The sequence below is a fragment of the Thermonema rossianum DSM 10300 genome (genome assembly GCF_000426825.1).
GTDB lineage: Bacteria > Bacteroidota > Bacteroidia > Cytophagales > Thermonemataceae > Thermonema > Thermonema rossianum.
The window spans coordinates 21,700-40,186 of sequence record NZ_AUGC01000010.1; the positions used below are offsets into that span (position 1 = coordinate 21,700).

13 protein-coding genes are annotated in these 18,487 nt (G+C 49.0%); 7 read left to right on the forward strand and 6 right to left on the reverse strand.

Translation table 11 applies throughout. The annotated features are described in order from the left end of the window. Positions 1-86: 86 nt before the first annotated feature. Entirely contained in the window at positions 87-1,637 is a 1,551-nt protein-coding gene (gltX, locus tag K384_RS07995; protein ID WP_038031197.1) for a glutamate--tRNA ligase, read from the forward strand. 6 nt (positions 1,638-1,643) lie between these two features. Further along, the gene (gene rfaD, locus K384_RS08000) at positions 1,644-2,609 is read left to right on the forward strand and encodes an ADP-glyceromanno-heptose 6-epimerase (RefSeq protein WP_038031199.1); all 966 of its coding nucleotides are present in this window, start codon (positions 1,644-1,646) and stop codon (positions 2,607-2,609) included. A 96-nt stretch (positions 2,610-2,705) separates the two neighbouring features. Here the strand turns inward: rfaD and K384_RS08005 are convergent, their stop codons facing one another. Genes K384_RS08005 through miaB form a run of 4 tightly spaced genes read right to left on the reverse strand, consistent with a single transcriptional unit; the run spans position 2,706 to position 6,844 of the window. Further along, positions 2,706-3,131, reverse strand: coding sequence for a PaaI family thioesterase (locus K384_RS08005; protein ID WP_038031201.1), 426 nt, complete (start codon positions 3,129-3,131; stop codon positions 2,706-2,708). A gap of 15 nt (positions 3,132-3,146) precedes the next feature. Continuing rightward, positions 3,147-4,220 carry a ferrochelatase gene (hemH, locus tag K384_RS08010; RefSeq protein WP_038031203.1) on the reverse strand — a complete coding sequence of 358 codons (1,074 nt, stop codon included), beginning with the start codon at positions 4,218-4,220 and terminating at the stop codon, positions 3,147-3,149. Positions 4,221-4,270: 50 nt separating this feature from the next. Then, a complete protein-coding gene (gene cobT, locus K384_RS08015) occupies positions 4,271-5,335 on the reverse strand; it encodes a nicotinate-nucleotide--dimethylbenzimidazole phosphoribosyltransferase (RefSeq protein ID WP_038031206.1) in 1,065 nt (354 codons plus the stop codon). Positions 5,336-5,347: 12 nt separating this feature from the next. After that, positions 5,348-6,844 carry a tRNA (N6-isopentenyl adenosine(37)-C2)-methylthiotransferase MiaB gene (gene miaB, locus K384_RS08020; protein ID WP_038031385.1) on the reverse strand — a complete coding sequence of 499 codons (1,497 nt, stop codon included), beginning with the start codon at positions 6,842-6,844 and terminating at the stop codon, positions 5,348-5,350. 108 nt (positions 6,845-6,952) lie between these two features. Between miaB and K384_RS08025 the strand changes: the two genes are divergently transcribed. The 4 genes from K384_RS08025 (at position 6,953) to rpiB (ending at position 13,849) form a co-directional block, all read left to right on the forward strand. Next, complete coding sequence (locus K384_RS08025) at positions 6,953-7,498, forward strand: YfiR family protein (RefSeq protein ID WP_038031208.1); 546 nt, start codon at positions 6,953-6,955, stop codon at positions 7,496-7,498. 2 nt (positions 7,499-7,500) lie between these two features. Next, positions 7,501-9,303: a sensor histidine kinase gene (locus tag K384_RS08030; protein WP_038031211.1), complete on the forward strand. Its 1,803-nt coding sequence runs from the start codon at positions 7,501-7,503 to the stop codon at positions 9,301-9,303. A gap of 1,134 nt (positions 9,304-10,437) precedes the next feature. Continuing rightward, complete coding sequence (locus K384_RS13390; RefSeq protein WP_051633247.1) at positions 10,438-13,362, forward strand: S8 family peptidase; 2,925 nt, start codon at positions 10,438-10,440, stop codon at positions 13,360-13,362. A gap of 46 nt (positions 13,363-13,408) precedes the next feature. Continuing rightward, a complete protein-coding gene (rpiB, locus tag K384_RS08045) occupies positions 13,409-13,849 on the forward strand; it encodes a ribose 5-phosphate isomerase B (RefSeq protein WP_038031215.1) in 441 nt (146 codons plus the stop codon). Between the two features lie 75 nt (positions 13,850-13,924). Here rpiB and K384_RS08050 read toward each other — a convergent pair whose 3' ends face one another. Both K384_RS08050 and K384_RS08055 read right to left on the reverse strand, forming a co-directional pair. Beyond that, a complete protein-coding gene (locus tag K384_RS08050; protein ID WP_038031217.1) occupies positions 13,925-14,788 on the reverse strand; it encodes a hypothetical protein in 864 nt (287 codons plus the stop codon). Positions 14,789-14,870: 82 nt separating this feature from the next. Next, complete coding sequence (locus K384_RS08055) at positions 14,871-15,566, reverse strand: hypothetical protein (protein WP_038031219.1); 696 nt, start codon at positions 15,564-15,566, stop codon at positions 14,871-14,873. 53 nt (positions 15,567-15,619) lie between these two features. Here K384_RS08055 and K384_RS08060 point away from each other — a divergent pair, with 53 nt between their 5' ends. Further along, positions 15,620-18,466: a PKD domain-containing protein gene (locus K384_RS08060; protein ID WP_038031222.1), complete on the forward strand. Its 2,847-nt coding sequence runs from the start codon at positions 15,620-15,622 to the stop codon at positions 18,464-18,466. Positions 18,467-18,487: the final 21 nt, after the last annotated feature.

Consider the following 18,487-nt stretch of genomic DNA (forward strand, 5'->3'; position numbering starts at 1 on the left):
CGATGAAGCGGGCTCGCGAATTGGCTGCGGGCTCGCTTCTTTGTTCCTGATTAGTTTTGTACATTTGCGCCAAATGTCTGAAAACTATGAGTCAACAAGAAGTGCGTGTTCGTTTTGCCCCAAGCCCCACCGGTGGCTTGCATATTGGCGGTGTGAGAACTGCCCTTTACAATTACCTTTTTGCCAAGAAGCATGAAGGCAAGTTTATCATTCGCATAGAAGATACGGACCAGAAACGCTTTGTGCCCGGCGCAGAGGAATATATTTACGAAGCCCTGGAATGGCTGGGGCTGACCCCTGACGAAAGCCCCAAAGTGGGTGGGCCTTATGGTCCTTACCGCCAGTCGGAGCGTAAAGAAATGTATCGTCAATATGCTGAGCGCCTGGTAGAAGAAGGCAATGCCTATTATGCTTTCGATACGGAAGAAGAGCTGGAAGCCATGCGCCAGCGTTTGATAGCCGCCAAATCAAAAAATCCCTCTTACAATGCCATTTCGCGCATGAGCATGAAGAACTCGCTTACGTTGCCCCCCGAAGAGGTGAAGGCACGTATCGAGTCGGGCGAGCCTTATGTCATTCGCATGAAAGTGCCTCATAAAAAAGAAATCCGCTTCAAAGACCATATTCGCGGCTGGGTGGTAGTGCATGCTTCTGCTTTGGATGACAAGGTGTTGCTCAAGTCGGATGGCATGCCCACGTACCACTTGGCAAATATCGTGGATGACCACCTGATGAAAATTACCCATGTGATTCGTGGGGAAGAGTGGTTGCCTTCGGCGCCTATTCACGTGCTGTTGTATGAGTTTTTTGGATGGCAGCCCCCGGAGTTTGCACACCTGCCCCTGATTTTACGCCCCGACGGCAATGGTAAGCTTAGCAAACGGGTAGCTGACCAGTTGGGCTTTCCCATTTTTCCACTTACATGGACCGACCAAGAAGGCAATGTATCGATAGGTTATCGTGAGCGGGGTTTCTTGCCCGAAGCCATTATCAACTTTTTGGCATTGCTTGGATGGCACCCCAGCGACAACCGGGAGCTGTTTACCTTGGAAGAGCTGATTCAAGAGTTTAGCTTGGAGCGCATCACCAAGTCAGGTGCACGCTTCGACTTTGAAAAAGCCAAGTGGTTTAACCAACAATATTTGCGAAAAAAATCAGGTGAAGAGCTGCTTCCCTTCTTCTTCGAAGGCTTGGAGCAAGCCAATACGGGCATCAAGGTTGCCGATATTGACAAAGAAAAAGCCGTCCGCATTTGCGAATTGATGAAAGAGCGGATTACCTTCCCCAAGGACATATGGGAAGAAGCAGCTTTCTTTTTCGTGGCGCCTGCCTCTTTCGATGAAAAAGCAGTGGCGAAACGTTGGAACGAACAAGCGGCTGCCATACTGAAAGACTTTGCCGAAAAACTGCAGGCTGCCGGTGCTTCTGACGGGGCTGCCATGAAGCAGCTGCTGGAGGAAACAGCCACCGCGCAAGGGGTTAAAATAGGCAAGGTGATGCCGGCATTGCGTCTGGCTATTACCGGTCAGATGGCAGGTCCCGACTTAGTGGAAATTCTGGACATCCTGGGTAAGGAAGAGGTTGTCAAGCGCCTGCAGTACGCCATTGATACTTTGGGGATACCGGCTAAATCATAAGCAATCATGATAGTAGTAACCGGAGCTGCCGGTTTCATTGGCAGTTGTTTGATTCAGCGACTCAATGAAGCCGGCTACAAATACATAGTAGCCGTTGATGACTTTTCGCGCGAAGACAAGCGCCCCAATTATCAAGGCAAGGCTATTGTGGAATATGTGCCGCGTGAACAGCTGATAGACTGGCTGCACCGGCATGAAAAGACGGTGGAATTTGTCTTTCATTTGGGGGCTCGCACCGATACGACCGAGTTCAATGAAGCGGTTTTTGAAGAATTGAACGTAAACTATTCCAAGCAGGTGTGGCAGGCTTGCACGCGCTATCAAATACCTTTGGTCTATGCTTCTTCGGCAGCCACCTATGGCATGGGCGAGTATGGCTATTCCGACGATGAGCGGTTGATTCCTAAGTTGCAACCGCTGAACCCTTATGGTTGGTCGAAGCAGCGTTTTGACCTGTGGGTGCTGGAGCAGCAGCAGAAGCCTTTCTTTTGGGCCGGCTTGAAGTTTTTCAATGTATATGGTCCCAACGAATACCATAAGGGGCGTATGGCTTCGGTGGTCTTTCATGCTTTTCGCCAAATTCGCGAAACCGGCAGCATGAAGCTGTTCCGCTCGCATCGGCCGGACTTTGAAGACGGCAAGCAAATGCGCGATTTTATTTATGTGAAGGACGTGGTGGACGTATGCCTTTTCCTGATGGAGCAGCGCAAGCACCCGGGCATTTACAATTTGGGCACAGGGCAGGCACGCACCTTCTTGGACTTGGCAAAAGCGGTGTTTCGCGCATTAAACAAACCGGTAAGTATCTCGTTTATCGATACGCCCGAAGACATACGCGATAAGTACCAGTATTTTACCGAAGCGAAGATGGACAAGCTGCGTGCCGCAGGCTATGACAAGCCTTTTACTTCTTTGGAAGAGGGCATTGCCGATTATGTGCAAAATTACCTTTTGCCCGGTAAGTATTATTGAAATTTTGCTTTTCTTTGTGCGGGATTAGAATAAAAGCAAAAGCCCGTGTAGCTGCATAAGCGGCGCACGGGCTTTGTTGTTTGTGAATCAAGCCGGTTATTTCATCTCTATATTCAGCAAGTTGCTGCTTGCTTTGGCTATCAACTTTCCTTCGGCATTGCGTATTTCGCCCACGACATGTATCAATTGGCGTCCTTGGCGTATTACCTGCGCTTCTACTTCAACTGTTTCGCCCATGCGTGCCTTGCCCAAAAAGTCAACGTTGAGATTGACCGACACCGAAGGTTTGTCTTTTTCCAAGGCAGATACCATCATGCCTATGATTTCGTCGAGCAGCGCTGCTTGCACACCACCATGCAGCAGCCCCAGTGGGTTTACCATATCGGGGCGCACTTCCATGGTGGCAACTACGTGTCCCGATTCTACTTTGCGCAAAACAAAATTCAGCCATTTGGTCACGGGGGGCGCTTGTTCGGGCATTTCTTTGCCCACCATGTTTTTCAGTATTTCAATAAGTGCCATGTGTTTGTATGCTTTTTAGTTGTCGGTGGTTATTTTCTGTTCGGCAGAAGACAAACGCAACGTGGCTTCTTCGATGATTTGACGCAGAGCATCGACCCAGGCGGGGGAATCGTTGAGGCTTTCTACCAGCACCCACTTTTCACCGCCCAACTCTTCGAATAATTCTTTGTATTCTTCCCCTACTTCAATGGTGGTTTCCAGACAGTCGGCAATGAATGCCGGCGAAAACGCAAGCACTTTTTTCGCCCCTTGGCTTGCCAATTGACGGACGACGTCTTCGGTGTAGGGTTGAATCCACTCGGCTTTGCCTAAGCGCGACTGAAAGGCTGTAATGCAACGCTCGGCCGGTAATTGCAGGGCGTCGGCAAGCAGGCGGGTGGTTGCGAAGCATTGAGCCCGGTAGCAGAGGTGGTTGTTTTCATGCAAGCGGTTGCAGCAGCCTGCGGCAGTCTTGTCGCTCGATGACAGGCAACAACCGTGCATATCTGCTTTTTGTATCTGACGCACGGGCACGCCATGGTATGAAAAAACAAAATAATCGTATTGGTCGGCTTCTACATAGGGGCGTGCACGCATAGCCAGCGCTTGCACAAAAGCAGGGTGGTTGTAGAAGTGAGAAACGATGCTGATCGACGGGAAGCTTTGCCAGTGGCGTGTTTCATCGTAAAACTTCTGAATGACAGAGCCGGTAGTTGCCGATGCGTATTGAGGGAAAAGAGGCAGCAAAATGATTTGGTCGTAAGCGTGGCGTCGCATTTCTTCCAAGGTATCGCGCATGGAGGGGTGCTGATAACGCATAGCCAAATACACATCATACTCTTTGCCCAGGGCGTCTTGAAGCAGGGATTGAAGACGTTCGCCATATACCTTGAGCGGCGAGCCTTCCGGGGTCCACAGCTCACGGTAAGCCCGGGCAGAACGCGGTGCCCGGAAGGGGGCTATGATTAAGTTTACCAGCAGCCAGCGCGAAAGGGCGGGAATGTCAATCACGCGACCGTCTAAAAGGAATTCTCGTAAATAACGACGGACTTGCGGGGTGTAGGGGGCATCCGGTGTGCCCAGGTTTACCAGTAATACGGCTTTTTTCATTTGTCTCTTGTTTACTTCCGTTTTTACAAACCACGCCCCCTTTCAAAAAGTTACAAACAGGTATCAGACTCTATGTCTTGACGGTTGGAAACACCGGCTTCATCGAAGCTTGCCATTTCGTTGAGGAAGCGCACCGCCGATTCCACCACCGGATAGGCCACCGCACAAGCGCTACCTTCGCCCAGGCGCATGCCCAATTGCAAAATAGCTTGTGCCTGCATGTATTCAAGCAACTTTTGATGCCCTTGTTCGGCAGAGGTGTGGCAAAAAATAGCATAGTGGCGTATGTAGGGGTTGCTCTTATAGGCCACCAGGAACGCCACGGAGCTGATGAAACCATCCACCAAGATAAGCATATGCAGGGCTGCCGCTTGCAACATAGCCCCGCACATCATGGCAATTTCATAACCGCCATAAGTGCGCAGTACTTCAAAGGGATCGTTACTGTTTAGTTGATGATGCAGCAAGGCTTTGCGCAATACTTCAATTTTATGTTGATATTGCTCATCGTTGAGTCCGGTGCCCCTGCCTACGCATACTTCCACGGGCTGTTTGGTAATTACACTCATGATGGCAGAAGCCGAGGAGGTATTGGCAATGCCCATTTCACCAAAGCCCACTACATTACAACCTGCTTTGTGGAGCTCTTTGACCAGCTCGCTGCCTTTTTGAATGGCTTGTTCCAATTCTTGCCCGGTCATGGCCGCTTCATAAAGGAAGTTGCGGGTGCCTTTGGCTATTTTGGCATGCACAATAGGGAGGTCTTGCGGGAAGTCGGCGGCTACACCGGCATCAATCACTTTTAAAGACAGGTGGTTTTGCCGGCAAAATACGTTCACGGCAGCACCGCCCCGCACGAAGTTCATTACCATCTGGGCAGTTACTTCTTGTGGATAGGCACTTACGCCTTCGGCCGCAATGCCATGGTCGCCGGCAAAGACCAGTATGTGAGGATTGCGAAGGGTAGGCGTAAGGCTTTGTTGTATGGTAGCAATTTGCACGGCCATCTCCTCAAGCTTGCCTAAAGCTCCCAATGGCTTGGTTTTGTTGTCAATTTTTTCCTGTACTTGCTTGGCAAAGCTTGTAGAGAGTGGTTCTATGACAAATCCTTTCATAGCTTTTTGGGGTTAAGGGGTCCATTTGCCCACGGCTTTGCCGATGAGCGTGGCGCTGGTGCACTCTTCTACCAGCACATCCACATAGTCGCCAATTTCATAGTTTTCTTTGGGAAACACAACCACTTTATTGGCAGTGTTGCGCCCGAACAGATGTTCTTTGGAGCGCTTGGAATAGCCTTCTACCAATACGCGATGTACCTTGCCCACGTCCATCAAGTTTCGCTCCAAAGAGTGTTTATTTTGTAACTCAATGATTTCTTGCAGTCTTCTTTTCTTTACTTCCAAAGGCACATCGTCTTGCAGGCGCTTGGCTGCCGGTGTGCCGGGGCGTTCAGAGTAGTAGAACATGTAAGAGAAGTCGAACTTGACCGCTTCCATGAGCGAGAGCGTATCGCGGTGCTCTTCTTCTGTTTCGCTGCAGAAACCGGCAATCATGTCGGAGGACAAACCGCACTCATTGCCCAGGATGCGGCGAATGGCTGCCACGCGTTCCAGATACCACTCACGAGTGTAGGTGCGGCGCATCAGTTCCAGAATACGGTTGTTGCCGCTTTGCACGGGCAAGTGTATGTATTTACAAATGTTGTCGTAGCGTTGCATGGTGTAAAGCACCTCGTCGGTGATGTCCTTGGGGTGTGAGGTAGAGAAGCGTACGCGCAGGTCCGGCGCTATTTGAGCGACCATCTCGAGCAAGTGCGCAAAGTTGACTTGCTCGTACTTGCTCAGGTCCTCGCCACGTTTGAGCGCCTTACGGTATTCGTTCAGCGATGTTATTTGCGGGTGGGAGGTCCAAAAGTAAGAGTCCACGTTTTGGCCAAGCAAAGTTACTTCCTTGTAGCCACGTTCATATAAGGTGCGTGCTTCCTGCACGATGGAGTGAGGGTTACGGCTGCGTTCGCGCCCACGTGTATAGGGCACCACGCAGAAGGTGCACATGTTGTCGCAGCCTCGCATGATAGATATGAAGGCGGTTACACCGTTGGAATTCAAGCGCACGGGGTTGATGTCGGCATAGGTTTCTTCGCGGGAGAGGAATACGTTGACTGCCTTGTTCCCGTCTTCGGCTTCTGCCACCAGATGGGGCAAGTCGCGGTAGGCGTCCGGTCCGGCTACGATATCAACGATTTTTTCTTCTTCAAGCAATTTGGTTTTCAGCCGTTCGGCCATGCAGCCCAGCAGCCCTACGAGCAAGCCCGGCTTTTTGTTTTTTAAGGATTCCAGCTCGCGCAGGCGCTTCCAAATGCGTTGTTCGGCATTGTCGCGTATTGCGCAAGTGTTCAGAAAGATAACATCGGCTTTTTGTGCTTCGCTGGTCGTGTCAAATCCATGCTCTTGCAGAATGGCTGCTACAATTTCACTATCGGAGAAGTTCATCTGGCAGCCATAGCTTTCAATATACAGTTTACGGCTTTTGCCGGTATTTTGCTCTTGGGTGGTTTTGACTGTTTCGCAAGCTTCGCCCTCTGCTGACTGAATCAAGTCAATATCTTTTACTATCTGTTTCATAGCTTCCATGCAATGAGTTATCTTGCAAAATTAGGAATTTCAAGGAAATAAGTGATAAGTTTTGTATTTTGCCTTTATGAAGCTCTACTGTTATTGCACAAACATTTCATGAATGGCTTACGGTTCAAAATTATTTGTTACCTGTTGGGGTATTGCGGGGCACTTGTGCCGGGTTATGCGCAAACCGAAAAAATAGACGAGCTGCAGCTGAAAGCAGCTTTGTTGGTCAAGATGTTCGATTTCATTGAATGGCCCGCCTTGCACCGCCCTCGTGACAATGTATTCTTGATTGGGGTTTACCAAGACACAGAGGTGTTGCATGTGCTGCAAAAGTCATATGCTGAACGCATGGCAAAGGCAAGGGGGATTGAGGTGGTTCCCATCCGGGATGAGCACGACATGCTGCACGTCCCCTTTGATGTTATTTGGTTGGGGCGGCTTTCCGATGCACGATTGCAAGACATATTGCCTTACATACAACAAAGCAGCGCTTTAATCGTAAGTGATACTCCGGGCTATGCTCAAAAAATAAGCATGGTGAATTTTTTCGAATCGGAGGGGAAAGTGAAATTTGAAATAAACACAAGAATCCTCACACAAAAAGGCTTCGTAGCAAACTTCAGGCTGCTGAAGCTGGCAAAAGTAGTGAAGTGATCATGATAAGAATACGGAAGAGCAGGTATTGGACCTTAGACAAGCGCATTACACTTTATACTCTTATTGCAGTAGGGGCTTCTCTCTTGCTGGGCTTTTATTTTATGTTTCATGGCAGCTACCAGCAGCACAAGCGCCACTTTGTGTATTACTACCTCAGCCAATTACGCATGACAGCCGAGTATTGTATTGCCCCTATAGAGTTAGGACAACCGGAGGCAGCCAAGGAATTTATTGAGAAGATAGCCGCATTGAAAGCCGTGAAGTGTGTGTGGCTGGAAGCACCAGACGGCACCTTGTGGATAAGTGCACCTGCCGGCTGTGATTTTCCGGGCAATTTGTCCGGTGATAGTTTATCCTGGACGGAAGAGTATTTGCACATACGGACAGAGATTCGAGGAATTCACGGGGAACTGCTGGGGTACCTTCGCGCCGGAGTGAGTACCGAAGAGCTGCGCACTTTTAAAGAGGAGCAGTTTTGGAACAGTGCTATTTTGTTTATCAGCTGTTTGTTGCTGTGTGGCCTGCCTTTGTCGGCTTTTTTGAGAAGCCGCCTGATTCAACCAATTGTTCAATTGGAGCGCTCATTGTATGCCGCCGTACAGAACCGTACTTATCGCATAGTCGATGCGCCGCCCCGTTCGTCGAAGGAGGTGCGTTGGTTGTACCGGCGGGTTGCTTATATCCTGAGTACCATACGCCGGCAATTGAAAGAGCTACACCAAAAACAGCTGGATTTGGAGCGCCAAGAGGGATTGTACAAAGCCTTATTTGATAACGACTTGATAGGGGTTTTGCTGGTGGATTTATCAAACAATAAGATAGTACAGAGCAGTCCCAAGGCGCAGGAAATATTGAACCTAAAGGACAATGCTTGTCATTTTGCCGGTTTCTTCGCACAGCGCACGGTTTATGAATCTTTTGTAGAAGAACTGCAAAGCAAGGGAAGGGTGGCACCGCAAGAGGCACTTCTGCGTGTGCAGCAGCATAAAAACTTATGGGGGCTGATTGCCGCCAAGAAAGCCGGTAATAACATGGCAGAAGTGGTGGTGCAGGATATTTCCGATATGAAACACAACATGAATGAGCTGCAGCGTTTGAGCGACGAGCTGGATAACTTCGTATATCATGCCTCGCATGAGCTGCGGGCACCTTTGCGCTCAATTTTGGGAATCGTACAATTAATGGAGTTCAACCCCTCAGCAGACAATGTGCAGCAATGCGTGGGACACTTGAAGCGAAGTATTGAGCGGCTGGATGAAACCATTCAATTGGTAGTGGCAGTTTCTGAAACCCAAGCGCATAACAACGAAGCCGAGCCGATAGATGTGGAGACACTCATCCGGCAGAGCATAGAGCACTATGATTACTTGAATCAAGACCAACGTGTGGATATACGCTATGAGGTAAGGTTCGATACAGAGGTTATGATAGATAAATTTAGTTTGAGTTTGATAATCAATAATTTGTTGAGCAATGCGCTAAAGTATGCTGACTACGCCAAACCACATCCTATGGTACGCATTGTTGCCGAAGTGCAGGATAGCAACCTGATACTTTCCATAGAAGACAATGGTGTCGGTATTCCGCTGAAAATTCAACCCCATATTTTCAAAATGTTTTACCGGGGACACGAGCGTTCCGAAGGGGCCGGCTTGGGACTTTACATAGTGAAAAAGGTTGTCAGCCGTTTAGGGGGGCGCATCCTGTTTGTCTCGGAGCCGGGTAAAAGCACCACTTTTTATGTGCGTTTGCCTTTGGCACAAGCGCCGTTTCATGAATATGAGTCGGCAGCTGCACAGTAGCTACCGGGGGGCGTCTGGTTTCATGCCAGCGCATTGCATGATGCCCATCACGGACAAGCAGGCTAAGCCACCACACAATGAACACTGTCTTTGCCGTTTGCGTGTGCATGAGTGGAAGTGCACCCATGCCCAACAGGCAAAATACCCAAACGGGCAGGAGGTAGCGCACTTGGTCGTCATAAGACTGTATGTTTACCAGCAGCAGAAAAAGCAGCTCTACCCCGGCGGCAGTAAGAAAATAGCGTGCTTGTGGGGGAGAGGCGCGAAGAAAAGACCGGCTCAACAATATCATACTGCAAAAAGCTACGACGGGCAGCAGCATTTGAGCGGTGGCAGGCAAAAAATAATTACCCCATGCATAGAGGTAAAAAATAAAGGTTTGACGCCAGTTGCCTTCCCACATGCCATAATTATGCAACATATCGCTTTGATGCATATAGGCATAGCCTATCCACAAAGCTACGGCCAGCAAGCTGGCGATGAACAGCTGACCGGCAAAGTACCGTTCTTTTTTAGCAGAGGCGGCGAGTCCATCCCGGAGCAATAAAGTATAAATGGCAGGCAAAAAGGCAAAGCGACACCAGCTTATGGCAACTATTAAGAAGAAGGCGGGAAGGCGTTGTTTGAAAGGAGCATTACGGAAGCGGATATAATACCAAAGGAACCACAGAAGCAAAGGAAGCGCCAATGCTTCGGTCCACACAAACGAGAAAGCAGTCAACACCAACGGATGACACAGAATAGCGGCATATGCCCACCCCGGCAAATGCAATGAGCGCTTGAGCAGCCATAGCCCACGCATAAACGCTAAAAGGCATACGAGGTGAAGTATAAAAACTCCGGAAGGAATATTTAAAAAAATGCCTAACAGTGTGGGATATAACGGCTGCCAGTGCGCGAGCGCCTGTCCGTCGGCAGTGAGCCACTGCCCGCTTTGCCAGAACGAACGCCCTGCTGCTGCAAAATGGACCGAGTCGTTGGTGTAGGCTATGCCATAAATATTGGCAAATATCCACGCAATCAGCAAAAAAGAGTTGCTTGTTACTACAACTATTTGATGGCCGGCTAAGCGAAAAGGTTTCATTTTCTTAATTTAAGGTATTAAGAACTATAGAAAGTAAATGGCAAAAGCTAATGAGGCGCATCGTAGTATTTTTTTTCATCGCATTGCTGCCATTGACTGCTGTGGGGCAGTCAGATAAGCAGGAAACCTTTTACGGAGTAGTAAAGATAAAACCCACGGCAATAAAGAAGTGGCAAGAAAATACGCATTCTTCCCGTAAACATCAGGGGCAGCACCTGCAAATTACCCCACGCTATCCGCAACAAAGCCACCGGCGCTATGCCTATGCCAAGCGTCCACCGGCTCTTTTGGAGCAGCTGTTTACTATTCAAGCAGGCAGTAAGGATGTCTTGCTGCAAGCCATTGATTCATTGCGGCGCTTGCCGGAAGTAATTTACGCAGAACCGCTGTATCAATACCAACCGCTTTATACGCCCAATGATCCGGGCTTAGACTCTGCCAGTGCGCCTAACTACCAATACTATCTCGATAAAATCGGTGCCTTGGATGCTTGGGATGTGGAGCAAGGCAACCCGTCGGTGGTAATTGCCATTGTGGATTACGGCTTCCGGCTCACCCATGAAGACTTGCAAGCCAACCTGCATCCGGCTTACTATGACGTGGGAAACAATGATACTGACCTTACAGGTATTTATCACGGTACGGTGGTAGCAGGTGTAAGCAGTGCCACCCCCGATAATGCCAAGGGCATTGCCGGCACAGGTTTTCACTGCCGTTATCTGCCTATCAAAGCCATTTCGGACGATTTCACTTATTTCAACTTCGACGGTGCCCTGCTATATGCAGCGGCGCAAGGTGCCTCGGTCATCAATATGTCTTTTGGGCGTCCTATTACAGCCACAGAACCGGAGTCGGAGTTTGAGCGCGACCTGCTGCGCTTGATGGTCGATTATTACGATATTGTACTGGTTGCTGCCGGCGGCAACAGCGGCAAAGATGAAAAATGGTCACCTGCTGTTTATCCGGAGGTGATTGCCGTGTCCGGCACGAATGCCAACGACCAAAAATGGGGAAGCTGGGGCAGTGGCAGCACCTTCGGTTACCATATGGACATAGCAGCGCCTGCACAAGCTATTTACTCTACCTACAGTCGTAGTGATAGTGACTACTACAGCCCTGCCACTGCGATTTCGGGCACTTCTTTTGCAGCACCCCAAGTGAGTGCCGCCGCTGCTTTGGTGCGTGCCCACTTCCCCGGATTGAATGCTTATCAAGTGATGGCACGCTTGATGGCAACTACCGATAAAATCGATGCTTTGAATCCGGGCTTTGAAGGTAAGTTGGGCAAGGGACGTTTGAACATCTACCGCGCACTGACAGAAACCAATGCGTTTGCCGTGCGCCCGTCCGACCCGCTCATATATGCCTTGGGCAACAACCGGTATGCCATCCATATGAAGCACACCAATTTGTTGACACCGGCTACGAACGTGCAAGTGCGCATCAATAGCCTGTCGCCTTATGTGAATGTAATTACGGCAACCGCAGATATAGGCGATATGGCTACTATGGAAACTAAGGAGACGCCGGCAGCTGCTTTGGTTATAGAACGGGCTGCCGATATGCCGGCTGCCCATACGGCTTATATAGAAGTTGAATATACGGCCGACCAAGGCATTTTCCGTGAATACGTAGAGTTGCGATTTGCGCCACTCTATCCCACAATGGCCGGGGCGGTATTGGATTATTGGTATAGCGAAACGGGGCATTTGGCAGTTTACGACTACCCCTACAGTCAGGGAATGCGGGTGAATGACACCATTTATGTGCGGGCTGCCGGCTTTGTGATGGCTACCACACAGGACAGCCTGTGGAGGACTGTGCCGGACTATGCCGGCAGTATGAACAGCGATTTTCAGGCGACGGCTTCATGGCTTAGCCCTGTGGCGATGCATGCATTCCTTCAACCGGACAATACGCCGAAATACTCTGTTACCCAGCGCTTATACATCGATTCGCTTCTGCCCGGTGCCGTTTTCCAAGAATATCGTGTGCATAATCATCAGTCGTTTGCAGACACGGCCCGGGTAGGCGTTTTCTATGACTTTGATCTGCCCGATGCTACTTTCAATGAATGCAAACTGGATGAGCAGTTGCCCATGTTGTATGCCTATGACAATAAAGGGCATTATGCAGGTATCGGCTTGTTATATGCTTTTCGCAATGTGGATACGACCTACTACGCCTTTGACGTAGATGGTGCTAATGGCAGCCTTGCCCTGAACGATGGTTTTTCCGATGCCGAGCTGTGGGCATCCATGGAGAATGAGCGCCGGCAGGCGGGCGGTAGCGGTGCCGATGTGGCAGCGATGAGCACGGTGCACTTGCAGCTTGCAGCGCAAGACTCTGCTTGGGTTGCTTGGGCGGTATTGGTTGCGCCTTCGCTCGACAGCTTGAGAGCTTTGTATATAGCGGCGCGTGAGCGTTTTCTTGCTTTGCGTACCTGTTTGCCGGCACAAGTGCCGGATAGAATAGAGGTACACGAATCCGATGCCGTGCATCTTGCATCTGTGGCTCCGGCCGGCGGCAACTACTTCCATTTTTACCGGGCAGACAGCAGCCTATACCAAAGCGGGGCAGGAATGGTTTACTTGGTGAATGCTTTTCCTTCCGAAACCGTCTTTTTCGTGGAAAATGCTTCTTATGACTTTGACCATTTGTTGCCTGCCGCTTGGCAGCGGGTCACTATTGTGGGGGTGGCAGAAAGCCCTACAGCGGTGGATACCAGCCAGTTGCCGGCAATTCGATTGTATCCGAACCCAAGCAGGGGAACGGTGCATGTAGAGATCCGTGCAGACGGAACACAAGCAGGAGCCCTGAAGTGGCAACTTTATACTTATGACGGAAAACTATTAAGGCAAGGCGAAATGCCACGGGCAACGTCTTTTTACCTGCATGAGCTGTCCCGTGGTTTATATATTTTACAGCTTTCTGTGCATGGCGGTATGCATCATTTTCGCCTGCTTGTTGAATGATTTCCTTAACTTTGTAAAAGGAAAATCAACGCAATCATATTGAATCATGGAAAAAGAAACAGTCTTTATTGGTTCAGACCATGCCGGTTTTGAATATAAGGAAGCCATCAAAAAAATGCTTACGGAAGCAGGCTACCGGATTGAAGATGTAGGAACGCACAGCAGCGAGTCGGTGGATTATCCGGATTATGCCCATCCTGTAGCACAAGCAGTAGAAGAGGGAAAAGCACACTGGGGAATTCTTATTTGTGGTTCCGGCAATGGGGTGTGCATGACAGCCAACAAACACGCGAAGGTACGGGCTGCTCTCTGTTGGAACGAAGAAATAGCCCGCTTGGCGCGTCAGCACAATGATGCGAATGTGATTTGCTTGCCTGCCCGGTTTGTGTCGTTGGAAGAAGCTAAAGCTATGGTCAAAACCTTTTTGACGACCGGCTTTGAAGGCGGACGGCATGAAAGGCGTGTCAATAAAATAGCTTGCGCATGAATGCATGTACAGTTTGCAACAATAAAAAAGCAGCTACTTTAAAGTAGCTGCTTTTTGGTATTTAGCATGTTGGGCTTATTTCTTGGTGATGGTGACCGTGATGGTATTGTCACACTCGCCTTCGCCGTAGTTGACTACATGAATGGCACGAGGTCCTTCCATTCTCACTACACCGGAAACAGGCATATAGTTTTGGCTGAGGAAACACTCGGTTTTGATAGTCAAGGGCTCTAATATTTCGGCATTGTAAGTTTGTTGGCGGCGGTCAGTACCGGACCATTCACCGGTAATTTTAAAGACATCGTCAAAGGAGTTGTCCAATTTTTGAATGTCTTCATAGCCGCTTACCCATTCGCGCACACGTGTTGACTGCCAAGAAGCTTCGAGTCCGCCGGGGAAGATTAATTTACCATCGGCTTCCAAACGGTGAGTAGGATTGCCACCTTGTTGGGTGATGTTGGTTACAGTTTTGGTGCCGACCACTTGCACAAAACCGGTGCCACGACGGTTGCTTACAAAATAGTTTTCAGGAGTGGTGGTAATTACGCTGCCGGGCTCCATATAAGGACCGGTATAGGTGATAATGATTTTTCCTTTGCGTGTGCGTCCGTCTTGACACTTCACGCCTTCTTCACCAAAATCAATGGTGATTTTCTTATTAGGTTTATCTATTGTGATAACACAATCACAACCACGCACAACGCCGTTGGCACGGGCGGTCGCTCCTTCGTCAGAAGGTTTGGCAGCTGCTTCTGCTTGCAGAGTAGCATCAATGGAGATGCTTTCCAAGTCATCGAACTCGGCTTGTACGTCGTTGCCGTCTTCTACATAGGCATCTTCGGGAATGGTAGGCTCGTCATCTTTTTTGTTGCAAGCACTCAAGCCTACAAGAGAAGCAAGGGCTACTACCGTTGCATACTTCCAAAATACTCGTTTCATAGTTTTTCGTGTTTTGGGTTTGACTTCACTTTCTTAGATGCAAAAGTTATACGATGGTTTAATCCACGTAATTTTTTTGAAATTACTCTTTGTAAACAATGTTGAAACACTGGTTTTTCAGGGCGTTTGCATGGGTTTCATGTGTGAAAAAAAACTCGACATTCCGGTAAGATTTCCAAAAACGCTTTGTCTTTTTTGAGGCAATAAGCCGGTCCTGTTCCGGGAGGTAAATGGTTACGGGGACAGGCGTCAGCAACTCAAGGGCACGGGGCGATACTTCAAAAGCGGCGGCAACGCTCCAGTGTTCGCGCAGCGTACGAAGTTTTTGGGAAGATAAGGGAGGATATGCGCCCAAAAACTGCATGATATGGTGTCTGTGTTTGCGCATCAAGGGAAGCAAGGCATGCCACCAATCCCATAGAAAGCCTGCTTGGGGACGGAGCATCCAATAAAGCAGCGGGTGTGCAGGCATGCCCTCGGGGGCAATCAGCGAGAGCTGTGCCGGGCGAAGTGCAATACTTGCCCACAGGGCTATGCGTGCCCCCATGCTTAAACCTATGATTTCGGTTTCACTGCCCCAAGTGATTTCTTTAAGCTGCCGGAAAAGAGAGATAGGAGCGATTTTTTGTATTTCAATAAGGTAAGTGGGGTGGGGGGGCATTGAAGACAAATATTTGCCAAAGAGGCCGACTTCTTGACCTGCGCCCAGAAATACCAGCCGGACACGCCCCACATCTTTTCCTTCTATTTTTATGTATCTTAGTCCGGAAGTCACCATTTTGAAATGACATTTTCATACGCAAACGTATATAGTAAAAAATATTTGGCTTTATGAGGCTTAGTGGAGGCTTGCTCTTTCTCTTATTATTTAGCCTGCTTTCTTTTGCAGCGTATGATGCAATTGCGCAGTGCACGGTAGATACCGCTACCGGCTTTGGACTACCCGCTTCTGCTTGTCCGGACAGCCCCGTGGCATTGAGCAATCCGGCGCCTTCTGCCAACGCCTGGGAGTGGTATTTCTGCACCGATGCGCTGGAGCAGGCGCCTTCTGTTACAGAAGCCTTGCTCTTGGATGGTTCGGTCCCTACCAATCCTCAGTTACTGCTCGATGGCAATAATTATTATTTGTTTACCACCAGCCGTGAAACAAACGAACTGATTCGCGTCCGCTTGGGTAACTCGCCACTCAATGCCCCACAAGGAATACCACAGCGTTTTAATTTAAGTTTTTTTGATAAACCGGAACCTATTTCTTTTATCCAAGAAAACGGGCAATGGTATGCCATTGTGGCAAACACAGGGTACACGGGCGGGAGCAAATCTTTTGTGAGGCTCAGCTTTGGCAATAGCCTCGGCAACACGCCTACGGCAACCAGTTTGGGAGATTTGGGCTTGCCGGCGCTGAGCCGGGGGCTTAAACTTGTAAAGCAAGGCGGGAATTATTATATGCTAATAACCAATGCCACAAGCAACAAACTTTATGTGGTGAAATTTGGCAGTTCCATTACGAACAACATTGATGCAAGCAGCATTATACAAGAAGTAAGCTTTTCCGCAGGTGATTATATATGGAATGTTGACGTTTTTGAAGACTGCGGCAGGGTATATGCGTGGGTGTTGGGGTTGTTAGGAAATAAAATATACCTTTTGGATTTTGCCGCAGGACTTGAAAATACGCCCACTGTATATGACAGAAGTGCCACAATCGGGCTCAGCCGCCCGGGAGGAAGCTACAGCTTGCGTGTGGGTGAAAAAGTGCATACTGTCTTTTTATCGCAGTTTAGTACTCAGTTTAGTACTAATGGAGAAGTAAAGTATGTAGCTTTTTCCGGAGACATCACTTCTACGCCTATGGTCCAAACTCAAAATACATCGATAAAATATGTGCAAGGTATAACAGGCTACTTTTACGAGGGTATTTTGCATTTGTGGGCGGCGAACTATAATACCCGCGTTGTGCATCGTTTGTCGTTTGATGCATGCGATGCAAGCGACGTTTACTCAACGGACCCCAACCCTATGGTGAGTTATCATGGATTAGGAAGCCGGCGTGTGGTCATGGTGGCTACACAAGGAGATGGAACGCAAGCTATCTACGAAGACAATTTAAATATCGATAACAACAGCATTGTTGCAGATTTCAGTTTTTCCGGACAGTGTCTGGGCGCAACTACTGTTTTTACAAACAACAGTGCCGGCAATTTTGCCAATATCTCACAATGGACATGGGACTTTGGTGATGGCAGTCCGGTATCGAATGCCGAGAGCCCAGTGCATACCTATGCTTCTGCCGGCAATTATACGGTAACGCTTACGGCGCAGGCACTCAATGGCTGTGTGACTACAGCAGTGAAAACTGTTTCTATTTCAGATGCCCTTGTGGCTGATTTTCAATATACGGGCAACGCTTGTGTGAATAACGAGCTTACTTTTGAGGACATGAGCACATGGAGCTTCAACCCGCCTGATGCAATAAATGGTTATTACTGGGACTTTGGCGACGGTACTTATGCCGTAGAAGCCAATCCCCAAAAGATATACACTGCTCCGGGGGACTATCTCGTGCAGTTGACCATCCAAGATGCCGGTGGCTGTATGGCTTCTGTCTCAAAAACGGTTTCTATTATTGAGAGTCCTGTGGCGTATTTTGAGCCCCCTGCCTTGATTTGTCAGGGCAGTGCCGTGCAGTTTTTTTCCCAGAGCACAGGGAGCATCACTGCTTACGAGTGGGCTATCGATGGGCAAGTAGTGAGTACAGAAGCGGACCCTTTCCTGCTCTTTTCCACATCCGGAATGCATGAAGTAAGCTTGCGTGTATTTTCGCCCAATGGTTGTGATAATCTGTATCGTCAGAATGTGGATGTGAAAGGGTTGCCGGTGGTTTTATTTACAAGCGCCCCCTCTGAAACCAATCCTCTGAGCATCGATTTCTTCAATCAGAGCAGTGGGGGAGTAAGTTTCATATGGGACTTTGGCGATGGCTCGCAATCTACAGCCGTGTCCCCCTCGCATGTCTATGCATTGCCCGGCATTTACCGGGTAGAGCTTACGGCTACCAGCGTGGATGGATGCAGTAGTTCCTTTGCAAAAGATATAGAAGTGGGCAAGCTGGATCGTGATTTAGTCTTGGACAGCCTGTGGCTGCCTGCCGATGCAAAGACGGCTAAGCTGACGGTTACCAATAATGGAAACATTGCCATCGCTTCGTTTAAAATAAGCCTGACTGCCGGCGGGGAGCTTGTCGCAGACACTACTGTTTCTGCACTGCTTAATAGTGGGCAATCACAGGAGGTGGAAGTACCCCTCTCGCTCACGGGAGAAGACTTAATAAACAGGAATTACCTTTGTGCCTCGGTGGACTTGCTTAACTATGAGGACGCCCAGCCGGCAGACAACGAAAAATGCATACCTACCCGGGATGGTTTTTATGTTTACACACCGGCACCTAATCCGGCGAATCAGTCATTTAGGCTTCGCTGGGTACATGACCGGCAAGTGGCAGTAGATTGCCGGCTCTACGATACGCGGGGAGAACAGGTATGGCAGTACCGCTTCGATTCTTTTGCCACACCCGCTGAATATGAGGTGAACACTTCGTCTTTGCCTGCCGGTCTTTACTTTTTGAAAATCAGTGACGGGCAGCGTTTCTTTGTATATCGAATCATCATTCAACGCTGAAAACACTAAAATTCCTATTTT